The sequence below is a fragment of the Streptomyces sp. NPDC020489 genome (assembly GCF_044386545.1).
In the GTDB taxonomy this organism is placed as follows: domain Bacteria; phylum Actinomycetota; class Actinomycetes; order Streptomycetales; family Streptomycetaceae; genus Streptomyces.
Genome location: NZ_JBIRUZ010000010.1, coordinates 274,017 through 296,782, shown reverse-complemented (window position 1 = coordinate 296,782; position 22,766 = coordinate 274,017). Strand labels below are relative to the sequence as shown.

Annotated in this window: 21 protein-coding genes; 1 reads left to right on the top strand and 20 read right to left on the bottom strand. The window is 69.0% G+C overall.

Annotation, left to right across the window (positions count from 1 at the left end; genetic code table 11):
• Positions 1-65 precede the first annotated feature (65 nt).
• Complete coding sequence (locus ACH41F_RS27170; RefSeq protein WP_391232753.1) at positions 66-1,892, top strand: glycosyl hydrolase family 18 protein; 1,827 nt, start codon at positions 66-68, stop codon at positions 1,890-1,892.
• 80 nt (positions 1,893-1,972) lie between these two features.
• Here ACH41F_RS27170 and ACH41F_RS27165 read toward each other — a convergent pair whose 3' ends face one another.
• From ACH41F_RS27165 to rho, 20 genes are all read right to left on the bottom strand, one after another.
• Complete coding sequence (locus ACH41F_RS27165; RefSeq protein ID WP_391232755.1) at positions 1,973-2,419, bottom strand: DUF2550 family protein; 447 nt, start codon at positions 2,417-2,419, stop codon at positions 1,973-1,975.
• Positions 2,420-2,547: 128 nt separating this feature from the next.
• Positions 2,548-2,922, bottom strand: coding sequence for a F0F1 ATP synthase subunit epsilon (locus ACH41F_RS27160; protein ID WP_391232757.1), 375 nt, complete (start codon positions 2,920-2,922; stop codon positions 2,548-2,550).
• A 153-nt stretch (positions 2,923-3,075) separates the two neighbouring features.
• A complete protein-coding gene (gene atpD / locus ACH41F_RS27155) occupies positions 3,076-4,512 on the bottom strand; it encodes a F0F1 ATP synthase subunit beta (RefSeq protein WP_391232759.1) in 1,437 nt (478 codons plus the stop codon).
• Positions 4,512-5,429: a F0F1 ATP synthase subunit gamma gene (locus ACH41F_RS27150; protein WP_391232761.1), complete on the bottom strand. Its 918-nt coding sequence runs from the start codon at positions 5,427-5,429 to the stop codon at positions 4,512-4,514. Before ACH41F_RS27150 ends, atpD begins: the two co-directional genes overlap by 1 nt.
• A 21-nt stretch (positions 5,430-5,450) precedes the next feature.
• Positions 5,451-7,040 carry a F0F1 ATP synthase subunit alpha gene (gene atpA / locus ACH41F_RS27145; RefSeq protein WP_391232762.1) on the bottom strand — a complete coding sequence of 530 codons (1,590 nt, stop codon included), beginning with the start codon at positions 7,038-7,040 and terminating at the stop codon, positions 5,451-5,453.
• A gap of 121 nt (positions 7,041-7,161) precedes the next feature.
• A complete protein-coding gene (locus ACH41F_RS27140) occupies positions 7,162-7,977 on the bottom strand; it encodes a F0F1 ATP synthase subunit delta (RefSeq protein WP_391232763.1) in 816 nt (271 codons plus the stop codon).
• Positions 7,974-8,522 (bottom strand): F0F1 ATP synthase subunit B, encoded by a 549-nt coding sequence (locus ACH41F_RS27135; protein WP_391232764.1) that lies wholly within the window; start codon positions 8,520-8,522, stop codon positions 7,974-7,976. Before ACH41F_RS27135 ends, ACH41F_RS27140 begins: the two co-directional genes overlap by 4 nt.
• Positions 8,523-8,561: 39 nt before the next feature.
• Positions 8,562-8,798: a hypothetical protein gene (locus ACH41F_RS27130; RefSeq protein ID WP_015657805.1), complete on the bottom strand. Its 237-nt coding sequence runs from the start codon at positions 8,796-8,798 to the stop codon at positions 8,562-8,564.
• A gap of 73 nt (positions 8,799-8,871) precedes the next feature.
• On the bottom strand, positions 8,872-9,642 hold the full coding sequence (atpB, locus tag ACH41F_RS27125) for a F0F1 ATP synthase subunit A (RefSeq protein ID WP_391233016.1): 771 nt from the start codon (positions 9,640-9,642) through the stop codon (positions 8,872-8,874).
• 273 nt (positions 9,643-9,915) lie between these two features.
• Positions 9,916-10,353: a hypothetical protein gene (locus tag ACH41F_RS27120; RefSeq protein ID WP_391232765.1), complete on the bottom strand. Its 438-nt coding sequence runs from the start codon at positions 10,351-10,353 to the stop codon at positions 9,916-9,918.
• Between the two features lie 311 nt (positions 10,354-10,664).
• A complete protein-coding gene (locus tag ACH41F_RS27115) occupies positions 10,665-11,999 on the bottom strand; it encodes an MraY family glycosyltransferase (RefSeq protein WP_391232766.1) in 1,335 nt (444 codons plus the stop codon).
• 139 nt (positions 12,000-12,138) lie between these two features.
• A complete protein-coding gene (gene glyA / locus ACH41F_RS27110) occupies positions 12,139-13,380 on the bottom strand; it encodes a serine hydroxymethyltransferase (RefSeq protein WP_398837858.1) in 1,242 nt (413 codons plus the stop codon).
• A 94-nt stretch (positions 13,381-13,474) separates the two neighbouring features.
• Positions 13,475-14,146: a protein-tyrosine-phosphatase gene (locus tag ACH41F_RS27105; RefSeq protein ID WP_391232768.1), complete on the bottom strand. Its 672-nt coding sequence runs from the start codon at positions 14,144-14,146 to the stop codon at positions 13,475-13,477.
• Positions 14,143-14,790: an L-threonylcarbamoyladenylate synthase gene (locus tag ACH41F_RS27100; RefSeq protein ID WP_391232769.1), complete on the bottom strand. Its 648-nt coding sequence runs from the start codon at positions 14,788-14,790 to the stop codon at positions 14,143-14,145. Before ACH41F_RS27100 ends, ACH41F_RS27105 begins: the two co-directional genes overlap by 4 nt.
• 50 nt (positions 14,791-14,840) lie before the next feature.
• Positions 14,841-15,686 (bottom strand): peptide chain release factor N(5)-glutamine methyltransferase, encoded by an 846-nt coding sequence (gene prmC / locus ACH41F_RS27095; RefSeq protein WP_391232770.1) that lies wholly within the window; start codon positions 15,684-15,686, stop codon positions 14,841-14,843.
• 79 nt (positions 15,687-15,765) lie between these two features.
• Positions 15,766-16,842 (bottom strand): peptide chain release factor 1, encoded by a 1,077-nt coding sequence (gene prfA / locus ACH41F_RS27090; RefSeq protein ID WP_391232771.1) that lies wholly within the window; start codon positions 16,840-16,842, stop codon positions 15,766-15,768.
• A 103-nt stretch (positions 16,843-16,945) separates the two neighbouring features.
• Positions 16,946-17,164, bottom strand: coding sequence for a 50S ribosomal protein L31 (gene rpmE / locus ACH41F_RS27085; protein WP_007384712.1), 219 nt, complete (start codon positions 17,162-17,164; stop codon positions 16,946-16,948).
• A gap of 140 nt (positions 17,165-17,304) precedes the next feature.
• Entirely contained in the window at positions 17,305-18,438 is a 1,134-nt protein-coding gene (locus tag ACH41F_RS27080) for an LCP family protein (RefSeq protein WP_398837856.1), read from the bottom strand.
• Between the two features lie 204 nt (positions 18,439-18,642).
• Entirely contained in the window at positions 18,643-20,406 is a 1,764-nt protein-coding gene (locus tag ACH41F_RS27075) for a trypsin-like serine protease (protein ID WP_398837854.1), read from the bottom strand.
• A 171-nt stretch (positions 20,407-20,577) separates the two neighbouring features.
• Entirely contained in the window at positions 20,578-22,623 is a 2,046-nt protein-coding gene (gene rho, locus ACH41F_RS27070) for a transcription termination factor Rho (protein WP_391232774.1), read from the bottom strand.
• Between the last annotated feature and the right edge of the window lie 143 nt (positions 22,624-22,766).

Here is a 22,766-nt window from a genome sequence, read left to right as displayed (position 1 = left end):
TCTATTCTCGCCGCACCGTGGCGTGAAGGCTCAGTCACGCCCCAACACCCCCAAGGAGGCGCGGCATGCGCTTCAGACACAGAGTCGCGGCAGGCATCGCGACACTGGTGCTCCCGTTCGCCGGCCTCGTCGGCCTCGCGAGCCCCGCCCAGGCCGCGACGTCCGCGACCGCCACCTACGCCAAGACCCAGGACTGGGGCTCCGGCTTCGAGGGCAAGTGGACCGTCAAGAACACCGGTACCACCAGCCTCAGTTCCTGGACCGTCGAGTGGGACTTCCCCTCCGGCACCTCCGTCACCTCCGCCTGGGACGCCGACGTCACCTCCTCCGGCACCCACTGGACCGCCAAGAACAAGGCCTGGAACGGCACCCTCGCCCCCGGCGCCTCCGTCTCCTTCGGCTTCAACGGCAGCGGCTCCGGCTCGCCCGCCAACTGCAAGCTCAACGGCGGCAGTTGTGACGGCGGCACCACGACCCCCGGCGACAGCGCGCCGAGCGCCCCCGGCACCCCCACCGCCTCCGACATCACCGACACCTCGGTGAAACTGTCCTGGAGCGCCGCCACCGACGACAAGGGCGTCAAGAACTACGACGTCCTGCGCGACGGCACCAAGGTCGCGACGGTGACCACCACCTCGTACAGCGACTCCGGCCTCACCGCCGGGACCGACTACTCCTACAGCGTCCAGGCCCGCGACACCGCCGACCAGACCGGCCCGGTCAGCGGCGCCCGCGCGGTGCGCACCACCGGCGGCACCACCGAGCCCCCGCCCACCGGCGACAAGGTCAAGCTCGGCTACTTCACCGAGTGGGGCGTCTACGGCCGCAACTACCACGTCAAGAACCTGGTGAGCTCGGGCTCCGCCTCGAAGATCACCCACATCAACTACGCGTTCGGCAACGTCAAGAACGGTCAGTGCACCGTCGACGACACCTACGCCGCCTACGACAAGGCCTACACCGCCGACCAGTCCGTCAGCGGCACCGCCGACACCTGGGACCAGCCGCTGCGCGGCAACTTCAACCAGCTGCGCCAGCTGAAGGCCAAGTACCCGCACATCAAGGTGCTGTACTCCTTCGGCGGCTGGACCTACTCCGGCGGCTTCGGCCAGGCCGCGGCCAACCCGGCCGCGTTCGCCAAGTCCTGCAAGGCGGTCGTGGAGGACCCCCGCTGGGCCGACGTCTTCGACGGCATCGACATCGACTGGGAGTACCCCAACGCCTGCGGTCTGACCTGTGACACCTCGGGCGCCGCGGCCTTCAAGAACCTGATGCAGGCCCTGCGCACCGAGTTCGGCTCCAACTACCTGGTCACCGCGGCCATCACGGCCGATGGCTCCAACGGCGGCAAGATCGACGCGGCCGACTACGGCGGCGCCTCGGCCTACGTCGACTGGTACAACGTGATGACCTACGACTACTTCGGCGCCTTCAACGCCAAGGGCCCGACCGCCCCGCACTCACCGCTGACCTCGTACTCCGGCATCCCGCAGGCGGGCTTCAACTCCGCCGACGCGATCGCCAAGCTGAAGTCGAAGGGCGTGGCGTCGAAGAAGCTGCTGCTCGGCATCGGCTTCTACGGCCGCGGCTGGACCGGCGTCACCCAGGCCGCCCCCGGCGGCACGGCGACCGGCGCGGCCCCCGGCACCTACGAGGCGGGCATCGAGGACTACAAGGTCCTCAAGACGTCCTGCCCGGCCACCGGCACCATCGCGGGCACCGCGTACGCCTACTGCGGCACCAACTGGTGGTCCTACGACACCCCCGCCACCATCGGCACCAAGATGACCTGGGCCAAGAACCAGGGCCTCGGCGGCGCCTTCTTCTGGGAGTTCAGCGGCGACACCGGCAACGGTGAGCTGGTGAGCGCGATCAACAGCGGACTCAGCTGACGATCCGCACTGTGTGACACGGAGGGCGTGCGGTTACCGACCGCACGCCCTCTGGCGTACGGCGCCCGGGGCCCCGCGGATCAGGCCACGTTGACGCGCTGCCCGGGCGGGGCCGCCTCCAGCCAGGCCAGGAAACCGGTCAGCGCGTCCTCGCTCATGGCGAGCTCCAGCCGCGTGCCCCGGTGCAGGCAGGTGAGGACGACCGCGTCGGAGAGCAGCGCCAGCTCCTCCTCGCCCTGCGGCAGACGGCGGCCGGCGACCTCGATCGCGGCGCGCTCCAGGACGCGGCGGGGGCGGTAGGCGTAGGAGAAGACGCGGTACCACTCGATGCGGTCGCCGTTGTAGCGGGCGACGCCGTAGCTCCAGCCCTTGCCGTTGGTGTCCGGTTTCTCGGGTACGTCCCAGCGCAGCGAACAGTCGAAGGTGCCGCCGGAGCGCTGGATGAGCCGGCGCCGAAGGCCGAAGACGAACAGCCCCAGCACCACGAGCGCCACGACGATTCCGCACACAGTCAGAGCGAGGACCATCGACACCGACCTCCTCGTCTACTCGGTAACGGAATGGAAAAAACATCCACATTTGCCTCAGCCGCGACCAGGGCCGGATTTCTCCGGTCCCAGCCGCGGCTGAGTGACGTCATACGGTCTCGCGCAGGCTATCGCGAGGCCGCCGCACGGATCCGTACGTCCGCTCGGCGCTCGGCGGCGGCGTCACCCTCCGCCTTCGCCCGCTCCAGCTCGCGCTCGGCGCGCTGGACGTCGATCTCGTCCGACAGCTCGGCGATCTCGGCCAGCAGCGACAGCTTGTTGTCCGCGAACGAGATGAAACCGCCGTGCACCGCGGCGACGACCGTTCCACCATCACTCGTACGGATGGTCACCGGGCCCGACTCCAGCACACCGAGCAGCGGCTGGTGACCGGGCATGACGCCGATGTCGCCGGACGTGGTGCGCGCGACGACCAGGGTGGCCTCGCCGGACCAGACCTCTCGGTCGGCCGCGACCAGCGCGACGTGCAGCTCAGCAGCCAAGGTGGCTCCTCGGGTCACCACCCGGCGGTTCTGCCGGGTGTTGGTTACAAGTCTAGTGGGCGTGGCAGAGGGGGCGGGACGTACCCCGCCCCCTCACACATGAGCCGCAGGGCTCACTCGTGAACCACAGGGCTCACGTCGAACTCAGCGAGTTCAGGAGACGCCCAGCTCCTTGGCGTTGGCCTTGAGGTCCTCGATGCCACCGCACATGAAGAACGCCTGCTCCGGGAAGTGGTCGTACTCGCCGTCGCAGATCGCGTTGAAGGCCGCGATCGACTCGTCCAGCGGGACGTCCGACCCGTCGACGCCGGTGAACTGCTTGGCGACGTGGGTGTTCTGGGACAGGAAGCGCTCCACGCGACGGGCACGGTGGACGACGAGCTTGTCCTCCTCGCCGAGCTCGTCGATACCGAGGATCGCGATGATGTCCTGGAGGTCCTTGTACTTCTGCAGGATCGTCTTGACGCGCATGGCGGCGTCGTAGTGCTCCTGCGCGATGTAGCGCGGGTCCAGGATGCGGGACGTGGAGTCCAGCGGGTCCACGGCCGGGTAGATGCCCTTCTCGGAGATCGGACGGGACAGAACCGTCGTCGCGTCGAGGTGGGCGAAGGTGGTGGCCGGGGCCGGGTCGGTCAGGTCGTCCGCGGGGACGTAGATCGCCTGCATCGAGGTGATCGAGTGACCACGGGTCGAGGTGATGCGCTCCTGGAGGAGACCCATCTCGTCGGCCAGGTTCGGCTGGTAACCCACCGCGGAGGGCATACGGCCGAGCAGGGTCGAGACCTCGGAACCGGCCTGCGTGAAGCGGAAGATGTTGTCGATGAAGAACAGCACGTCCTGCTTCTGCACATCGCGGAAGTACTCCGCCATGGTCAGACCCGCGAGGGCCACGCGCAGACGGGTGCCCGGGGGCTCGTCCATCTGGCCGAAGACCAGCGCGGTCTTGTCGATGACGCCCGACTCGGACATCTCCTCGATGAGGTCGTTGCCCTCACGGGTGCGCTCGCCGACACCGGCGAACACGGAGACACCGTCGTGGTTGTTGGCGACGCGGTAGATCATCTCCTGGATGAGCACCGTCTTGCCGACGCCGGCACCACCGAACAGACCGATCTTTCCACCCTTGACGTACGGGGTGAGAAGGTCGATGACCTTGACGCCGGTCTCGAACATCTCGGTCTTCGACTCGAGCTCGTCGAAGCGCGGAGCCTTGCGGTGGATGCCCCACCGCTCGCCCGTGTACTGCTCGTCGACGTTCAGCACCTCACCGAGGGTGTTGAACACCTTGCCCTTGGTGAAGTCGCCGACCGGAACCGAGATGGAGGCGCCGGTGTCGGTGACCGCGGCCTGGCGGACCAGACCGTCGGTGGGCTGCATGGAGATGGTGCGGACCAGGCCGTCACCCAGGTGCTGGGCGACCTCCAGGGTCAGCGTCTTCTTCGCGCCGTCCTGGGCCGGGTCGGCCACCTCGACGTGAAGGGCGTTGTAGATCTCGGGCATCGCGTCGACGGGGAACTCCACGTCGACGACCGGGCCGATGACCCGGGCGACGCGGCCCGTGGCAACGGCCGTCTCAACTGTCGTCGTCATTACCTGTCACTCCCCGCGGTCGCGTCGGCCAGGGCTGCGGAGCCACCGACGATCTCGCTGATTTCCTGGGTGATTTCGGCCTGGCGGGCCGCGTTGGCAAGTCGGGAGAGCGTGGTGATGAGCTCGCCCGCGTTGTCGGTGGCCGACTTCATCGCGCGCCGCGTGGCGGCGTGCTTGGAGGCGGCCGACTGGAGCAGCGCGTTGTAGATACGGCTCTCCACGTAGCGCGGCAGGAGGGCGTCGAGGACGTCCTCCGCCGAGGGCTCGAAGTCGTAGAGCGGGAGGATCTCGCCCTTGGGGGCGGCCTCCTTCGCGACCTCTTCGAGGCTGAGCGGCAGCAGGCGGTCGTCGAGCGCCGTCTGCGTCATCATCGAGACGAACTCGGTGAAGACGATGTGGAGTTCGTCCACACCACCCTCGGCCGTGTCCTTCTCGATGGCCTCGATCAGCGGACCCGCGACCTTCTTCGCGTCCGCGTAGGTGGGCTCGTCGGTGAAGCCCGACCACGACTCCGCGACCTTGCGCTCACGGAAGTTGTAGTGGGCCAGACCGCGCCGGCCGACGATGTACGTGTCGACCTGCTTGCCCTCGGCCTCGAGGCGCTCGGTGAGCTGCTCCGCGGCCTTGATGGCGTTGGAGTTGAAGGCACCGGCGAGACCACGGTCGCTCGTCAGGAGCAGCACCGCGGACCGCGTGACCTTCTCGGCCTGCGTGGTCAGCGGGTGCTTGGTGTTCGAGCCGGTACCGACCGCCGTGACCGCGCGGGTGAGCTCGGTCGCGTACGGCGTGGACGCCGCCACCTTGCGCTGCGCCTTGACGACGCGCGAGGCGGCGATCATCTCCATCGCCTTCGTGATCTTCTTGGTCGCGGTGACGGATCGGATGCGACGCTTGTAGACCCGGAGCTGGGCTCCCATGAGTCAGGTCCCTTCCTTACGTCACTTGGCCGAGGCCGGGGCGTCCTCGCCGAGAAGCTTGCCGTCCGAGGTCTCGAACTGCTTCTTGAAGTCGGCGATCGCGTCGGCAACAGCGGTGAGGGTGTCGTCCGACAGCTTGCCGCCCTCGCGGATGGAGGTCATCAGGCCCTGCTCCTTGCGGTGCAGGTACTCGAGGAGCTCCTTCTCGAAGCGGCGGATGTCGGCGACCGGCACGTCGTCCATCTTGCCGGTGGTGCCGGCCCAGACGGAGACGACCTGGTCCTCGGTGGACATCGGCTGGTACTGAGCCTGCTTGAGCAGCTCGACCATGCGCTGACCGCGCTCCAGCTGCGCCTTCGACGCGGCGTCCAGGTCGGAACCGAAGGCGGCGAACGCCTCCAGCTCGCGGAACTGGGCGAGGTCCACGCGCAGACGACCGGAGACCTGCTTCATCGCCTTGTGCTGCGCGGAACCACCGACTCGGGAGACGGAGATACCGACGTTCAGCGCGGGGCGCTGACCGGCGTTGAACAGGTCCGACTCCAGGAAGCACTGGCCGTCGGTGATGGAGATGACGTTGGTCGGGATGAACGCCGAGACGTCGTTGGCCTTGGTCTCGACGATCGGCAGACCGGTCATCGAGCCGGCGCCCATCTCGTCGGAGAGCTTCGCGCAGCGCTCCAGCAGACGGGAGTGCAGGTAGAAGACGTCACCCGGGTAGGCCTCACGGCCCGGCGGACGGCGCAGCAGCAGCGACACGGCACGGTAGGCGTCCGCCTGCTTCGACAGGTCGTCGAAGATGATGAGGACGTGCTTGCCCTCGTACATCCACTGCTGACCGATGGCCGAACCGGTGTACGGCGCCAGGTACTTGAAGCCGGCCGGGTCGGACGCCGGGGCGGCGACGATGGTCGTGTACTCCAGCGCGCCGTTCTCCTCCAGCGCGCGGCGGACCGACGCGATGGTCGAGCCCTTCTGGCCGATGGCGACGTAGATGCAGCGGACCTGCTTCTTCGGGTCGCCCGAGCGCCAGTTGTCGCGCTGGTTGATGATCGTGTCGACGGCCAGGGCGGTCTTGCCGGTCTGGCGGTCACCGATGATCAGCTGACGCTGACCGCGGCCGATCGGGGTCATCGCGTCGACGGCCTTGTAGCCGGTCTCCATCGGCTCGTGCACCGACTTACGGGCCATGACGCCCGGAGCCTGAAGCTCGAGGGCGCGTCGGCCGCTGGTCTCGATCTCGCCGAGGCCGTCGATCGGGTTGCCGAGCGGGTCGACGACACGGCCGAGGTAGCCCTCGCCCACGGCGACCGACAGGACCTCACCGGTGCGGGTGACCGGCTGGCCCTCCTCGATGCCGCTGAACTCACCGAGGACCACGCAACCGATCTCGCGCTCCTCGAGGTTCAGGGCGAGACCGAGGGTGCCGTCCTCGAACTTCAGCAGTTCGTTGGCCATGGCCGAGGGAAGACCCTCGACCTTCGCGATGCCGTCGCCGGCAAGGGTGACCGTACCGACCTCCTCGCGCGAGGCCGCGTCCGGCTTGTACGACTGGACGAAGTTCTCCAGCGCGTCCCGGATCTCCTCCGGCCGGATCGTGAGCTCCGCCATCTGGGTTCCCTGCTCTCCTTGTTGGGCCCGAAGTTTCACTTTGGGGGTCTGGGGGCGACCCCCAGGAATCCTCTGCACGGCCCAACTGGGCCGTAAGTACGTACTGCTATGAAGTTGCTGCTCAGCCCGCCAGGCGGCGGCCGGCGTCCTCGATACGGTCCGCGAGGGAGCCGTTGATGACCTCGTCGCCGACCTGCACCCGGATACCGCCGAGGACCGCGGGGTCCACGTCGATGTTGAGGTGCATCGTGTGCCCGTAGAGCTTCGCGAGGGCGGCGCCCAGGCGCTGCTTCTGCGTGTCGCTCAGCGGCACCGCCGAGGTGACGACGGCGACCAGCCGGTTGCGGCGCTCGGCGGCGAGCTTGGACAGGGACTCCAGTCCCGACTCCAGGCTACGTCCCCGCGGCGCGGTCACAAGCCGCGTCACCAGACGCTCGGTGGTCGCGTTGGCTCGGCCGCCGAGCAGGCTGCGCAGCAGCTCGCCCTTGGCCGACGCCGTCGCGGCGCGGTCGGTCAGCGCGGCCCGCAGCTCGGTGCTCGAGGAGACGATCCGGCCGAAGCGGAACAGCTCGTCCTCGACGTCGTCGAGCGCGCCGGCCTGCTGGGCGGCGGTGAGGTCGGCGAGGTTCGCCAGGTCCTCCAGGGCGTCCGTCAGGTCGCGCGACTGCGACCAGCGCGAGCGCACCATGCCGGCCACCAGGTCGGTGGTCTGGCCGCCGACCTGACCACCGAGGAGGCGCTGGGCGAGCGCGGCCTTGGCCTCGCCGGCCTGCGCCGGGTCGGTGAGGACCCGACGCAGCGACACCTCGCGGTCGAGCAGCGCGGTGACGGCGGCCAGCTCGTCGGCGAGCGTGCCGGCGTTCACGGACGTGGAGTCCGTCAGCGCGTCGAGACGCTCACGTGCGGCTGCCAGGGCCTCGCGGCTCGCTCCGTTCATCGAGCCGCCTCAGCCTTCTCCTCGAGCTCGTCGAGGAAGCGGTCGATCACGCGGCTCTGTCGGGCGTGGTCCTCGAGGGACTCACCGACGAGCTTGCCGGCCAGGTCGGTGGCGAGCTTGCCGACGTCCTGACGCAGCGCGGAGGACGCGGCCTTGCGGTCGGCCTCGATCTGCGCGTGACCCGCGGCGACGATCTCCTCGCGCTGCCGCTGGCCTTCCGCGCGCATCTCCGCGATGAGCACGGCACCCTGCTCCTGCGCCTCCTGGCGCAGACGCGCGGCCTCGTGCCGGGCCTCGGCGAGCTGAGCCTTGTACTGCTCAAGGACGCTCTGGGCCTCGACCTGCGCGGCCTCGGCCTTCTCGATTCCGCCTTCGATCGCCTCGCGGCGCTCTTCCAGAACCTTGTTGATGGTCGGAAGCAGCTTCTTCCAGAAGAAGAAGAACACGATGGCGAAGGCGATGGTGCCGACGAGCAGCTCGGGGCCCGGAGGAATGAGCGGGTTCTGCTCTTCCTCGGCCGCCAGCTGTACCAGGTTGGCGATCACATCAGTGCCTTTCGTCGAAACGTGTCAGGTAAGGGGTGATTACTTACCGAACACGAACGGCATGACGATGCCGATGAGGGCGAGCGCCTCACAGAAGGCGAAGCCCAGGATCTGGTTGGCGCGGATCAGGCCGGCGGCCTCGGGCTGACGGGCGAGGGCCTGGGTGCCGTTACCGAAGATGATGCCGACGCCGACGCCGGGGCCGATGGCGGCGAGGCCGTAGCCGATGGAGCCGAGCGAACCGGAGACAGCGGCGAGGGTCTCAGTGGCAGCCATGCTGATTCTTCCTTCTCTTTCTAGGACCGGCGGGGGTTGGCCACCGGACGTTCTGGGGCTTGGGGGTAGGGGCTCAGTGGTGCTCGGCGAGAGCGCCCTGAATGTAGGAGCAGGCCAGCAGTACGAAGACGTACGCCTGGACGGCCTGCACGAAGAGCTCGAAGAGGATCATGACCATGGTCATGACGAAGGAGACACCGGCCGCCGGGATCATCGCGCCGTTCAGCAGGTACCAGGAGGCGACGGTGAACATCACCAGCATCAGGTGGCCGGCGAACATGTTGGCGAAGAGCCGGACCGCGTGCGTGAAGGGGCGGACGAACAGGTTCGAGAGGAACTCGATGACCATCACGAGCGGCAGCACGGCGCCGAGCGACTTGTCGTAGCCCGTCACGTTCTTGAAGAAGCCGACGAAGCCGTGACGCTTGAACGTCAGGCCGACCCAGAGGAACCAGACGAGGGCGGCGAGCACCACCGGGAAGGCGAAGACCGAGGCCACCGGGAACTGGGCCAGCGGGATCACGGACCAGATGTTCATGATCCAGATGAAGAAGAAGAGGGAGACCATGAGCGGCACCCACTTCTCGCCCTCCTTCTTGCCGAGGGTCTCGTAGACGATGCCGCGGCGCACGAAGTCGTAGCCGGCCTCGCCGATCATCTGGAGCTTGCCCGGGACCACCTTGGCCCTGCCGAAAGCGGCGTAGAAGAAGGTGACGACGAGCAGCGTGGTGATGATCGCCAGCAGCATCACCTTGTTGAACTCGAACCCGCCGACCGTGGCGATCGGCTGGAACAGGAACGAATGCAGGCCCGGAGCCGGGAAGCCACACCCGTTGTCGGACATGATCCGACAACTCCAGTCAAAGGCGAGCTGGGTCTGGTCAGCACTCACCACGGGCTCCTTCGGCATGACGCATGGGTACGGCTACCTCGTTGTGTCGGCGCGGCGCGCAGCCGCGGATCGGCACCGGACTGGTGTTACGGATGTGAGGGCGGCTGGGGGGCATCGAGCCTCGCGATTGGGCAGGCGTCAGCTCAGATGCCCGCGCCCGCGATGCCGCAGTTGGCACCGGACGATAGCAGGAGTTCTCCCCGCCCTTTATCCCGGCCCTACCCCTCACGACGACGACCCTGTCTTCTGCGACTTCCCGCTCTTCTCGGAGTCCGGGTCGACGTAGAAGATCTTGGCCTTCATGTGCGCACGAGCCTGTGCGGCCATCCACACGACGGTCGCGACGACAAGAGCAGCCGCGAACGCCTTCGGGTTGAAAAGGGAGGTGTCCTGGAACAGGGCCACGAAGATCAGGAGCAGCAGGAGTTGAGCGACATAGAGCATCAGCCCCATGGCCTGGAACAACTGCGGGAGCGTTTTTGCCGTCCACTGCAGAACGTAAAGGCCGATTCCCATGAAGAGGATGGCCAGTACCGTACCGACAGCGGCTCCGACAGCGCCCTTGCCACCCGCGACCACTGCGCTGACGGCAACGGTGACGACGCCGACCACGGCTGTCGGCACAGCGGTCTGCATCAGGTTCCGGGCGTCATTGGACGGCATGGCGGCAACTCCGCTTTCACAGGGGGCAGGGTGTCGTCATGGACGAGCGTAGTCCCGAATGGAGAGCTTGAGCCTCACGCCAATGGACCGTCGCACTACGGTCCTTCGACTCTGTCCGGGGTTCTCGTGAACCGTATCACAAACTATTTGATGAGGTCTTTACCTGATGGGTGTGCTCGGTGTCACACATGAGAGTGACAGCGCGCGTCTGTGCAAAAACACGGCCGACTTGTCTGGTATTGGGGCGCTTCGCACCCCCAACTCACTCCCACGACTTGGCAATGCTCTAGTCAGATTCTTACCTTGCCGCGTCAGCGCGACGTCCCCGCTTTACGCCGGTCCAGGAACCGCGAACGGGCGCCCAGGGCGGTGGCGCCGTTGACGCCGGAGACACCGACGGCGACCGGAGTGCGTTCCTCCGCGGCCTCCGACTCCTCGTCCCCGGCGGTCTGTTGAGCGGCCGAGGCGGATTCCGCTACGGCCCTGCGGCGGCGGTAGCGCGGCGGCACGAAGGCCTGCGCCCACATCGGGGCACGCGGCGTGAAGCGCGGCAGCAGCAACAGCAGCAGGCCGATCGCGGAGAGGAACACCACACCCAGGACGATCCACATGGACGCCGAGTTCACGGAGTACGCGAGCGCGCCGAACGCGATCAGGGCGGACCAGAAGTACATGATCAGCACCGCCCGGCTGTGGGAGTGCCCGATCTCCAGGAGCCGGTGGTGCAGATGCCCGCGGTCGGCGGCGAACGGCGACTGACCGCGCCAGGTGCGGCGCACGATCGCGAGGATCAGGTCGGCCGCCGGGATCGCGATGATGGTCAGCGGCATCAGCAGCGGGATGTAGAGGGGCACCATCTGGTGCACCGCGCTGCGCTCGGACCCACCGAAAAGGTTGTCCGGGTCGACCTGCCCGGTGACCGAGATGGCGCCCGCCGCCAGCACCAGCCCGATGAGCATCGAGCCCGAGTCACCCATGAAGATCCGCGCCGGGTGCATGTTGTGCGGCAGGAACCCCAGACACATGCCCATCAGGATGACCGAGAAGAGCGTCGCCGGGGCGGCGGCCTCGATGCCGTACGAGTACCAGATGCGGTAGGCGTACATGAAGAACGCCGCCGCCGCGATGCACACCATGCCGGCCGCGAGGCCGTCCAGGCCGTCCACGAAGTTGACCGCGTTGATGGTGATGACGACCAGGGCGACCGTCAGCAGGGTGCTCTGCCACTGGGTCAGCGCGACCGTGCCGACCTTGGGGATGGGCAGCCACAGGATCGTCAGACCCTGCATGACCATGACGCCGGCGGCGATCATCTGGCCGCCCAGCTTGATCAGGGCGTCGATCTCGAACTTGTCGTCCAGGACGCCGATCAGCCAGATGAGGGCGGCGCCGGACAGCAGCGCGCGCGGCTCGTTGGACTTGTCGAAGACGTCACTGAGGTTGGTCAGGTGGTCGGCGACCAGCAGGCCCGCGCACAGTCCGAAGAACATGGCGATGCCGCCGAGCCGCGGAGTCGGCTCCCGGTGCACGTCACGTGCCCTGATCTGCGGCATCGCTCCGGCCACGATCGCGAACTTCCGTACCGGCCCTGTCAGCAGATACGTCACCGCGGCCGTGATGCAGAGCGTCAGCAGGTATTCACGCACGGGCTTCCCCACAGGTCTCGCTGGCCATCACAGCCCCACACCCTAGCGAGGGACGCATATGGATGAGGACTTCCGGGTAGCGACGATGGTTGCACGTGTGGCTGTGCACTCGTGTGTACGCAGGGGCGCCGGCCGCCGCTCACCGCGGATACGGGGGAAATCCCCCGACCAGCTCCCGCACTTCTTCACGAACGTGCTGGGGCTCGCTCTCACCTCGGAGCACCCCCGCGAGCAGTACGGCGATCCGGGCCATCTCCGCCTCGCCCATCCCCTGCGTGGTCACGGCGGCGGTGCCCAGACGCAGGCCGCGGGCCTCGGCGTGCGGCAGCGCACAGCAGTCGAGCACGATGCCGGCCGCCGCGAGCCGTCCCCGGGCCGCGCGGCCGTCGACGCCGAGCGGGGCCGGGTCGGCGGTGACCAGGTGGGTGTCGGTGCCGCCGGTGGTGACGACGAGCCCCTCGGCGGCCAGACCCGCGGCGAGAACCCTCGCATTGGCGACCACCTGATGGGCGTACGCCGTGAAGGCCGGTGTTGCCGCCTCGCCGAACGCGACGGCCTTGGCGGCGATGGTGTGCATCTGCGCCCCGCCCTGGGTGAACGGGAAGACAGCCCGGTCGACGCGTTCGGCCAGCTCGGCCCCGCACAGGATCATGCCGCCGCGGGGTCCGCGCAGCACCTTGTGCGTGGTGGCGCAGACGATGTCGGCGTACGGCACCGGGCTGGGCGCCGCTCCCCCGGCGACGAGGCCGATGGGGTGGGCGGCGTCGGCGATGAGATACGCCCCGACCTCGTCGGCGACCTCGCGGAAGAAGGCGTGGTCGATGTGCCGGGGGTAGGCGATGGAGCCGCACACGATCGCCTTGGGCCGGTGGCTGCGGGCGAGGGCGCGTACCTGGTCGTGGTCGATGAGCCCGGTCTCCGCGTCCACCCCGTACGGCACGAAGTCGAACCAGCGGCCGGAGAAGTTGGCGGGTGAGCCGTGCGTGAGGTGACCGCCGTAGGGCAGGCCGAGGGCGAGGACGGTGTCGCCGGGGCGCAGCAGGGCGGCGTACGCGGCGAGCACGGCGGACGACCCGGAGTGGGCCTGGACGTTGGCGTGCTCGGCGCCGAAGAGGGTCTTGGCGCGGTCCACGGCGATGCGCTCGGCGACGTCGACGATCTCGCAGCCGCCGTGGTGCCGGGCGCCGGGATAGCCCTCGGCGTACTTGTTCGCCAGCGGCGAGCCCAGCGCGGCCAGCACCGCGGGCGAGCTGAAGTTCTCGGCGGCGATCAGCTGGAGCGACGTCGACTGCCGGTCGAGCTCGCCGAGCAGGATCTCGGCCAGCTCGGGATCCTGCCGCCGCAGGATGTCAGCGGTCTCGGGGGCATGGGTGACCGACATGGTGGGCTCCGGGGCGTCGACGGGGACGTACGTCCAATGTAGGCCCGACACCCTCGCGGTGCTCGGCTGTGACGTCCTCTCGGGCGCCCCGGGGTCACGTCCGCGCGGGCACGCCCGTCAGCGCCGTCACCACCGGGTCCAGCGCCTGGTGTATCTCGTCGCCGATCGACCGGAAGAACGGCAGGGGGGCGCCGTACGGGTCGTAGACCTCGTCCGCCTCCGCCGTCGGGGCCAGGAGCCACCCGCGCAGGGCCGCCGCCGCACGGACCAGCGCGCGGGCGCGGGCGACCACACCGTCCTCCAGGGGAGGCAGCGTGGTCGGGTCTATGGCGCGCACCAGGCGGGTGAACTCCTTCAGGGTGAAGGTGCGCAGGCCCGCCGAGTGGCCCATGGAGATGACCTGCTGGCGGTGGTCGCGGGTGGCCGTCAGGACCAGGTCGGCCATGATGACGTGCTCGTCGAGGAGCTCGCGGCCGGTGAAGCCGCTGGCGTCCGCGCCGAAGTCGGCCAGGACCGCCTCCGCGTTGGCCTCCATCGGCGCGCCCTCGTGGCCCCAGGTCCCCGCGCTCTCCACGATCAGCCCGCCCCACAGCGGGTCGCCGAGCCGGTCCGCCAGGGCGTGCCGGGTCAGCCGCTCGGTGATCGGGGAGCGGCACACGTTGCCGGTGCTGACGTGGAGGATGCGGAAGGTGTCACGCGGAAGCCCTGTGAACGTCCGCGTCTCTTCCGGGTCCCATATGCCACGCCCCGCGTCAGGGGCCGTCAATTCGCCACCTCGAGGTCGGGTACGACCTTCCTGAGCTCGTCCGCGGAGATCGCGCCCGCGCGCAGCAGCAGGGGCACCTCGCGGGTGACGTCGACGATCGAGGAGGGGACGTTGCCGGGGGTCGGGCCGCCGTCGAGGTACACCGAGACCGAGTCGCCGAGCATCTCCTGGGCCGCGTCGCAGTCCTCCGGCGCCGGGTGGCCCGTCAGGTTCGCCGAGGACACCGCCATCGGGCCGACCTCGGTCAGCAGCTCGATGGCGACGGGGTGCAGGGGCATCCGGACGGCCACCGTGCCCCGCGTGTCCCCCAGGTCCCACTGGAGGGACGGCTGGTGCTTGGCGACGAGCGTGAGCGCGCCCGGCCAGAAGGCGTCGACCAGCTCCCAGGCCAGCTCGGAGAAGTCGGTGACGAGGCCGTGCAGGGTGTTCGGGGAGCCGATGAGGACGGGGGTGGGCATGTTGCGGCCCCGGCCCTTGGCCTCCAGCAGGTCGTGGACGGCCTCCGAGGAGAACGCGTCGGCGCCGATGCCGTACACCGTGTCGGTCGGCAGGACCACGAGCTCGCCACGGCGGACGGCGGACGCGGCCTCGCGCAGACCGGTCGAGCGGTCGGTCACGTCGTTGGTGTCGTATCGCCGTGCCATTTAGCGGGCCTCCTCGTACACGTACTGCTTCGAAGACTGGGGGGTGCGGCTCACGGCATCGCCTTGCGGGCCGTCGCGAACCGCGGGCGGTTGTTGAGGTCGGGGTGGTCGGCCGCGTCGGCCCAGCCCCGCTCCTCGGTGAAGATCCACGGCACCTGGCCGCCCTGGGTGTCGGCGTGCTCGATGACGACGACGCCGCCGGGGCGCAGGAGCCGGTGTGCGGTCCGTTCCAGACCGCGGATGAGGTCGAGGCCGTCCTCGCCGGAGAACAGGGCGAGCTCGGGATCGTAGTCCCGCGCCTCGGGAGCGACGTACTCCCACTCGGTCAGCGGGATGTAGGGCGGGTTGGAGATGACCAGGTCGACCTGGCCGTCGAGGTCGGGGAAGGCGTCGAGGGCGTTGCCCTGGCGCAGGTCGACCCGGGAGCCCTGGGTGTTCTTGCGGGTCCACCGCAGGGCGTCCTCGGACAGCTCCACGGCGTGCACGCGCGAGCGCGGGACCTCCTGGGCGAGGGCGAGCGCGATGGCGCCGGAGCCGGTGCACAGATCGACGATGCAGGGCTCCACGACGTCCATGGCCCGTACGGCGTCTATCGCCCACCCGACCACGGACTCGGTCTCCGGGCGCGGCACGAACACCCCGGGGCCGACCTGGAGCTCCAGGTACCGGAAGAAGGCCCGCCCGGTGATGTGCTGGAGCGGCTCGCGCTGCTCGCGGCGGGCGATGACCTCCCAGTACCGGGCGTCGAAGTCCGCGTCCTTCACGGAGTGCAGCTCGCCCCGCTTCACGCCGTGCACGAACGCGGCGAGCTCCTCCGCGTCGTTGCGCGGCGAGGGCACGCCGGCGTCGGCCAGCCGCTGGGTGGCCTGGGCCACCTCTGCGAGCAGCAGGTTCACGCAAGTCCTCCGTGTCGTACTCGGTACTCGGTCGTGCGTAGGTACCTCTTCACGCGGCTTTCCGCGGCGCCGGGCGGCGTTACGCCGCCGCCAGCTTCGCCGCCGAGTCCGCGTCGACGCAGGCCTGGATCACCGCGTCGAGGTCGCCGTCCAGAACCTGGTCCAGGTTGTACGACTTGAAGCCCACGCGGTGGTCCGAGATGCGGTTCTCCGGGAAGTTGTACGTGCGGATCTTCTCGGAGCGGTCGACGGTGCGGACCTGGCTGCGCCGGGCGTCGGCGGCATTGCGCTCCGCCTCCTCCTGCGCCGCCGCGAGCAGCCTGGAGCGCAGGATACGCAAGGCCTGCTCCTTGTTCTGGAGCTGACTCTTCTCGTTCTGGCAGGAGGCGACCACTCCGGTGGGGATGTGCGTGATGCGTACGGCGGAGTCGGTCGTGTTGACGGACTGGCCACCGGGCCCGGAGGAGCGGTAGACGTCGATGCGGAGGTCGTTGGGGTTGATCTCGACGTCGACCTCCTCCGCCTCGGGGGTGACCAGCACACCGGCCGCGGAGGTGTGGATGCGGCCCTGGGACTCGGTCGCCGGGACGCGCTGCACGCGGTGCACGCCGCCCTCGTACTTCAGGCGGGCCCACACGCCCTGGCCGGGCTCGGTGGCGCCGTTGCCGCCCTTGGTCTTCACGGCGACCTGGACGTCCTTGTAGCCGCCCAGCTCGGACTCGGTGGCGTCGATGATCTCGGTCTTCCAGCCGACCCGCTCGGCGTAGCGCAGGTACATGCGCAGCAGGTCACCCGCGAACAGCGCGGACTCGTCGCCGCCCGCGCCGGCCTTGATCTCGAGGATGACGTCCTTGTCGTCGCTGGGGTCGCGCGGGACGAGGAGGAGGCGCAGCTTCTCCGTCAGCTCCTCGCGGGCCTTCTCCAGCTCCTTGACCTCGGCGGCGAACTCCGGGTCGTCGGCGCCCAGTTCGCGCGCGGTCTCGATGTCGTCGCCGGTCTGCTTCCAGGAGCGGTACGTGGCGACGATCGGGGTGAGCTCGGCGTAGCGCTTGTTGAGCTTGCGCGCGTTGGCCTGGTCGGCGTGGACCGACGGGTCGGCGATCTGTTTTTCCAGGTCGGCGTGCTCACCGACGAGTTCCTCGACGGCCTCGAACATCTCTGGGCTCCTGTACTGCGGACGAAAGGGGAAGGCGGGCGACCAAAAACGCCGGTCCCGGCGCACTCCGAGGAGTGCGGCGTGGACCGGCGCTGGTGGCTCGCTACTTCTTGGCAGCAGCCTTGCCGAAGCGGGCCTCGAAGCGGGCCACACGGCCACCGGTGTCGAGGATCTTCTGCTTGCCCGTGTAGAACGGGTGGCACTCGGAGCAGACCTCGGCGCGGATGGTGCCGCTGGAGATCGTGCTGCGGGTGGTGAACGACGCGCCACAGGTGCAGCTGACCTGCGTCTCGACGTACTCGGGGTGGATGTCGCGCTTCAAGGTGTCTCCTAGTTTCGGGAGGGCGCCGGGTCGCCGTCCGCGGGCTGCGGGGGCGTGAACCGGGGCCGACGTACCAGTCTGCCAGGACTGGCCGCATCCCCCAAAACCGGGGGGCGCGACGATCTATTCCCAGGGACCCGCTAGGGGGTCACGACACCCTTGGCCTGGCCGGTGGCGGTGCCCTTGGTGGCGCTCTTCGGGATCGCCCGGTCGTTCTTCAGGGCTGTCCACACCAGCGCGGACTTGTCCTCGTCGATGAGGACCCGGTTGCCGTCCTGCGGGTCGTACTGGACCGGCATGGTCACCATCGTCATGTTCTTGGAGCTGATGCCCTTCAGGCCGTTGGCGAAGGACATCAGCTCGTCGACCGAGCCGAGGTCGGAGTCGGTGGTGACGGCGTTGGTGGCGGTCGTGGCGAGGTTGTAGAGCTTCTTCGGGCTGTCGAAGAGGTCGATCGTCTTGATCTGGTTGATCAGCGCCTTGATGAACGCCTGCTGGAGCTGGATGCGTCCGAGGTCGGAGCCGTCGCCGACGCCGTGCCGGGTGCGGACCAGGCCGAGGGCCTGCTTGCCGGTGAGCGTGTGGGTGCCGGCCTCCAGGTCCAGGTGGCTGTCGGGGTCGCGGATGGCCTTGGTGGTGGTGACCTGCACGCCGCCGAGCTCGTCGATGAGCTTCTGGAACCCGGAGAAGTCGACCTCCAGGTAGTGGTCCATGCGGATGTCGGTGAGCGACTCGACGGTCTTCACGGCGCAGGCGGCGCCGCCGGTGGAGTACGCGGAGTTGAACATCACGCCGTGCGCGGCGTCGTGCACGGTGCCCTCGGGGTCGGTGCACTCCGGGCGGTCGACGAGGGTGTCGCGCGGGATGGAGACCACGCTGGCCTTCTTGTGGCCCTCGTAGACGTGCACGATCATCGCGGTGTCGGACCGGGCGCTGCCGTCGTCGGCGCCGCCGCCGAGCTTCTTGTTGGAGCCGGAGCGGGTGTCCGAGCCGAGGACGAGGATGTTCTCCGAGCCGTTGTCGACCTTCGTGGGCCGGTCGGTGCCGAGGGCGTGGTCGATGTCGACGCTCTTGATGTTGCCGTTGAGCGTGAAGTACAGATAGCCGGCTCCGGTGCCGCCCACCACGACGATGCCCGCGGCGGTCCAGGCCGCGATCAGCAGGCCCTTGCGCTTGCCGCGGGTCCTGCGGCGACGGCCCTTGGCGCGGCGGCGCGGGCCCGCGGTGCCGGACTCCTCGGTTATGCCGGCTTCCGGCGTGCTCTCGGCAGACATGTGCTCCTCGTTCTCGTCCGCTCGGTTACCCCCTGCTTTCAGGGTCAGACGTGGTCGTGACGACCCGGACCTCACCATGGTCGCTCCGTCCGGTCAGACGGGTAAACCGGAGAAAGGGTTGCACAACGCACTGTGCCCACCCGGTGCGCGGGTGGGCACAGTGCGTAGTCGGCGAACGCGGTCGTACCGCGCTCACCTGCTGTTTCAGCCGAAGATGTCGTACTGCTTGAAATCGGTACCGACCGAGATCCTTGTGGCGAAGATCTCGCTGGTTCCCTTGCCGGTGCCCTTGTACAGGTACAGGGTGCCGCCCGGCGTGCGGGCCAGGAAGTCGGCCTTGCCGTCGCCGGTGATGTCACCGATGGCGTCGAAGGCGTTGTACGTGGTGCTGCTCCAGGTGCGGACCTTCACGCGGGCGGAGAAGGGGCTGGAGGCTTTGCCCGTGCCCTTGTAGAGGTAGAGGGCGCCGTTGCTCCTGTTGCGCGCGAGCAGGTCGGCCTTGCCGTCACCGGTGAAGTCGCCCTTGCCGCGGACCATGTTGTAGGCGTTCCAGCCGGTGCCCGTGCCGATCTGCACGCGCGCCGAGAAGGTGCCGTTGCCCTTGCCGGGGTAGAGCCACGCCTTGCCCGCGGAGTCCACGGAGACGACGTCGGGCTTGTAGTCGCCGGTGAGGTCGCCGGGGGTGATGATGCGGGTGCGGGTCTTCCAGTTGTCGAAGATCTGCTTGTCGACAAACTGGCCGTCTTCGGTCCGGTCGGCGGGCCACTCGAAGTGCCGCCAGTAGACGTCCCCGGTGGACGAGACGCGGTACACCAGGTCCTGGACGCTGTCCCGGTCGAAGTCCGTCTGGGTGACGAGGTTGACGCCGCCCCAGTTGTTCAGGCTCTGCCGGGCGCCGAAGGACGTGCCCTTGGAGTCCTTCTCGTAGGCGGTCTTCGTGGACGCGTTGCGCACGAACAGGTCGGCCTTGGCGTCGGTGTAGCTCATGTTGGCGTCGTCGACCTGCGCGTAGGCGGCACCGAGGTACGTCTTGACCTTGGTGAAGACGCTGTACGCGCCCTTCTTGACGCAGTTCACGACGCCCCAGGAGACGACACCGACGATGCGTCCGTTGACCACGAGCGGGCCGCCGGAGTCACCGTTGCACGCGGACGTCGTACCGCTGTCGCTGCCGCTGGCGGGATTGCCCGCGCAGACCATGTGGCCCTTGACGAAGTCGGCGCCGTAGTAGGTCGCGCAGGTGCTGTCCGACTGGATCGGCAGCGTCGCCGTCTTCAGGGTGCTGGAGACGTTCTGGTTGGTGGAGGTGGTGCGTCCCCAGCCGTAGACCTTCGCGCTGGTGCCGGCGGCGTAGGACGCGGTGTCCGTGGACGTCGTCATGCGGATCGGCGTCGCCTTGACCGGCCCCTCCAGGGTGAGGACGGCGATGTCGTTGTCGAGGGTCCGCGAGCTGTACAAGGGGTGGGTCCACTGGCGCACCGCGCCACTGATCTGGCCATTGGTGTTGCCGTTCGCGTCGGGCATCGACGCGGTACCGGTCACGACCGTGCCGTACTTGGCCCAGTTGTAGCCCTTGGCGCAGTGCGCGGCGGTGAGGATCTTCGTGGGCGAGACGACGGCGCCACCGCAGAAGAAGTTCGTGTCGGTGGCCGGGTCGTTGTAGAAGAGCTGGGCCATCCAGGGCGCGGAGGAGATCGTCGTGGTGGTGCCACCGATGATCTTCGCGTCGACGGTGCCGCTGCTCGTGCCGGAGCTCAGGGACGACTTGTCGGTCGTCTCCCCCGCGACGCCGTCACCGGCGAGGGCGCCCGCGATGCGCTGCGTCAGCTCGGCCTGCGAGACCGTGCTGAGGGCGGGCTTGGCCGTCGGCTCGGGAAGCGCGGTCGCGGCACCGGCGGAGCTGCTCATCAGCGCGGCGGCGACGGCGGCGGCGACACCGGCGGCACCGACGGGCAGGGCGATCCGCATCCTGCGTCTGTGCCGACCGCCCCCGGACATGGCTGTACCCACGCAAGTCCCCCCTCGGGATCAGAAGTTCACGGGTCGAAAAAGTGACCGAAGAGCGCGATCGTACCCCGGGCACGAGAAGCGAAAAGGGCCACCCCGTCACCGGGGTGGCCCTTCGCTGAAGACGTGACGTCAGTCGCCGTTGCCGGGGGTCGGCGTCGTCTTCTGGATCTGCATCAGGAACTCGGCGTTCGACTTCGTCTGCTTCATCTTGTCGAGGAGCAGCTCGACCGCCTGCTGCTGGTCGAGGGCGTGCAGCACCCGGCGCAGCTTCCAGACGATCCCGAGCTCGTCGGGGGCGAGCAGGATCTCTTCCTTACGGGTACCGGACGCGTCCACGTCCACCGCCGGGAAGATCCGCTTGTCGGCGAGCTTGCGGTCGAGCTTGAGCTCGGCGTTGCCGGTGCCCTTGAACTCCTCGAAGATGACCTCGTCCATGCGGGACCCGGTGTCCACCAGCGCGGTGGCGAGGATGGTCAGCGAGCCGCCGTCCTCGATGTTGCGGGCCGCACCGAAGAAGCGCTTCGGCGGGTACAGGGCGGTCGAGTCGACACCACCGGACAGGATGCGGCCGGAGGCGGGCGCGGCGAGGTTGTACGCACGGCCCAGACGCGTGATCGAGTCGAGCAGCACGACGACGTCGTGGCCCAGCTCCACCAGCCGCTTGGCGCGCTCGATGGCCAGCTCGGCGACCGTGGTGTGGTCCTCGGCCGGGCGGTCGAAGGTCGAGGAGATGACCTCGCCCTTGACAGACCGCTGCATGTCGGTGACCTCTTCCGGACGCTCGTCGACCAGGACGACCATCAGGTGGCACTCGGGGTTGTTGTGCGTGATCGCGTTGGCGATCGCCTGCATGATCATGGTCTTGCCGGTCTTCGGCGGGGCCACGATCAGACCGCGCTGGCCCTTGCCGATCGGCGCGACGAGGTCGATGATCCGGGTCGTCAGCACACCCGGATCCGTCTCCAGGCGGAGGCGGTCCTGCGGGTACAGCGGGGTGAGCTTGTTGAACTCCGGGCGGCCACGGCCGTGTTCGGGCGCCATGCCGTTGACGGAGTCCAGCCGCACCAGCGCGTTGAACTTCTCGCGCCGCTCGCCTTCCTTGGGCTGCCGCACGGCACCGGTGATGTGGTCACCCTTGCGCAGGCCGTTCTTGCGGACCTGGGCGAGGGAGACGTACACGTCGTTGGGACCGGGGAGGTAACCCGAGGTACGGATGAAGGCGTAGTTGTCGAGGATGTCCAGGATGCCCGCGACGGGGATCAGGACGTCGTCGTCGGCGAGCTGCGGCTCGGGCGCGCCGATCTCGTCACGGCCACGACGGCCGCGACGGTCACGGTAACGACCGCGGCGGCCGCGGCGACCGCCCTCGAAGTCGTCGTCGTCCTGCGGGCCGGCGTTGCGGTCCTGACGGCCGCCGCCCTGCTGCTGGTTCTGCTGGCCGCGCTGGCCGCCCTGCTGGTCGTCGCCCTTGCCGCGGCGGTCGCGGTCGCGGCCACCACGCTCACGGTCGCCGCGCTCACCGCGCTCACCGCGGTCACCGCGGTCGGCACGGTCACCGCGGTCGGCACGGTCCCGGCGGTCGCGACGGCCCTGACGGCCCTCGGCGTCACCGGCGTCGCCCTTGGCCTCGCCCTGCGCCTGCGCGGGCGTCTCGGCCTTCGGCTCGGTCTTCGCCTCGGCGGCCACCGTCTCGGGGCTGCCCGCGTCGGCCGTGGCACGGCGACGACGGCGCTCGACCGGAGCGTCGTCGGAGGCCGGCTGGCCGGGAATCTCGATCTGCTGCTGGGCCACGGCCTTCTCGGCGGGGGCCTCGGCCGGGGCGGCGTCCGCCTTCTTCTCGGCGGTGTCGCCCGTACGAGCCTTGGAGGTGGCGCGGCGCTTGGGCTTGGTCTCGGCGGCGTCCCCGGCGGGGGATGACGCGGCCTTCGCCGGGGCTCCCCCACCTGCCTGCGCCTCCTTGATGACCTCGATCAGCTGGCTCTTGCGCATCCGCGCGGTGCCCCTGATACCGAGGCTGGAGGCGACCTGCTGCAGCTCGGCCAGCACCATGCCCTCGAGGCCGGTACCGCGGCGCCGCCGGGAGCCGGCACCGCTGGCAGGCGCGGAGGCGTCCGTGGCGGGCGCGGCAGCGGTCTCCTCGACACGTGCGCCCATCAGATCGGTGGTGTCGCTCACGAAGGGTCCTTCCCTGGAGCGGACGTCGGCCTGTCTGGCTCGGCGACCGGTTGTGCTGTCCGACGTCGGTCCCATCCTTGTGGACCGTGCCGGGGCGGTGGTCCGCCTGGGCGGCGGAGGAAATTTCTGGTGATGGCGCTTCC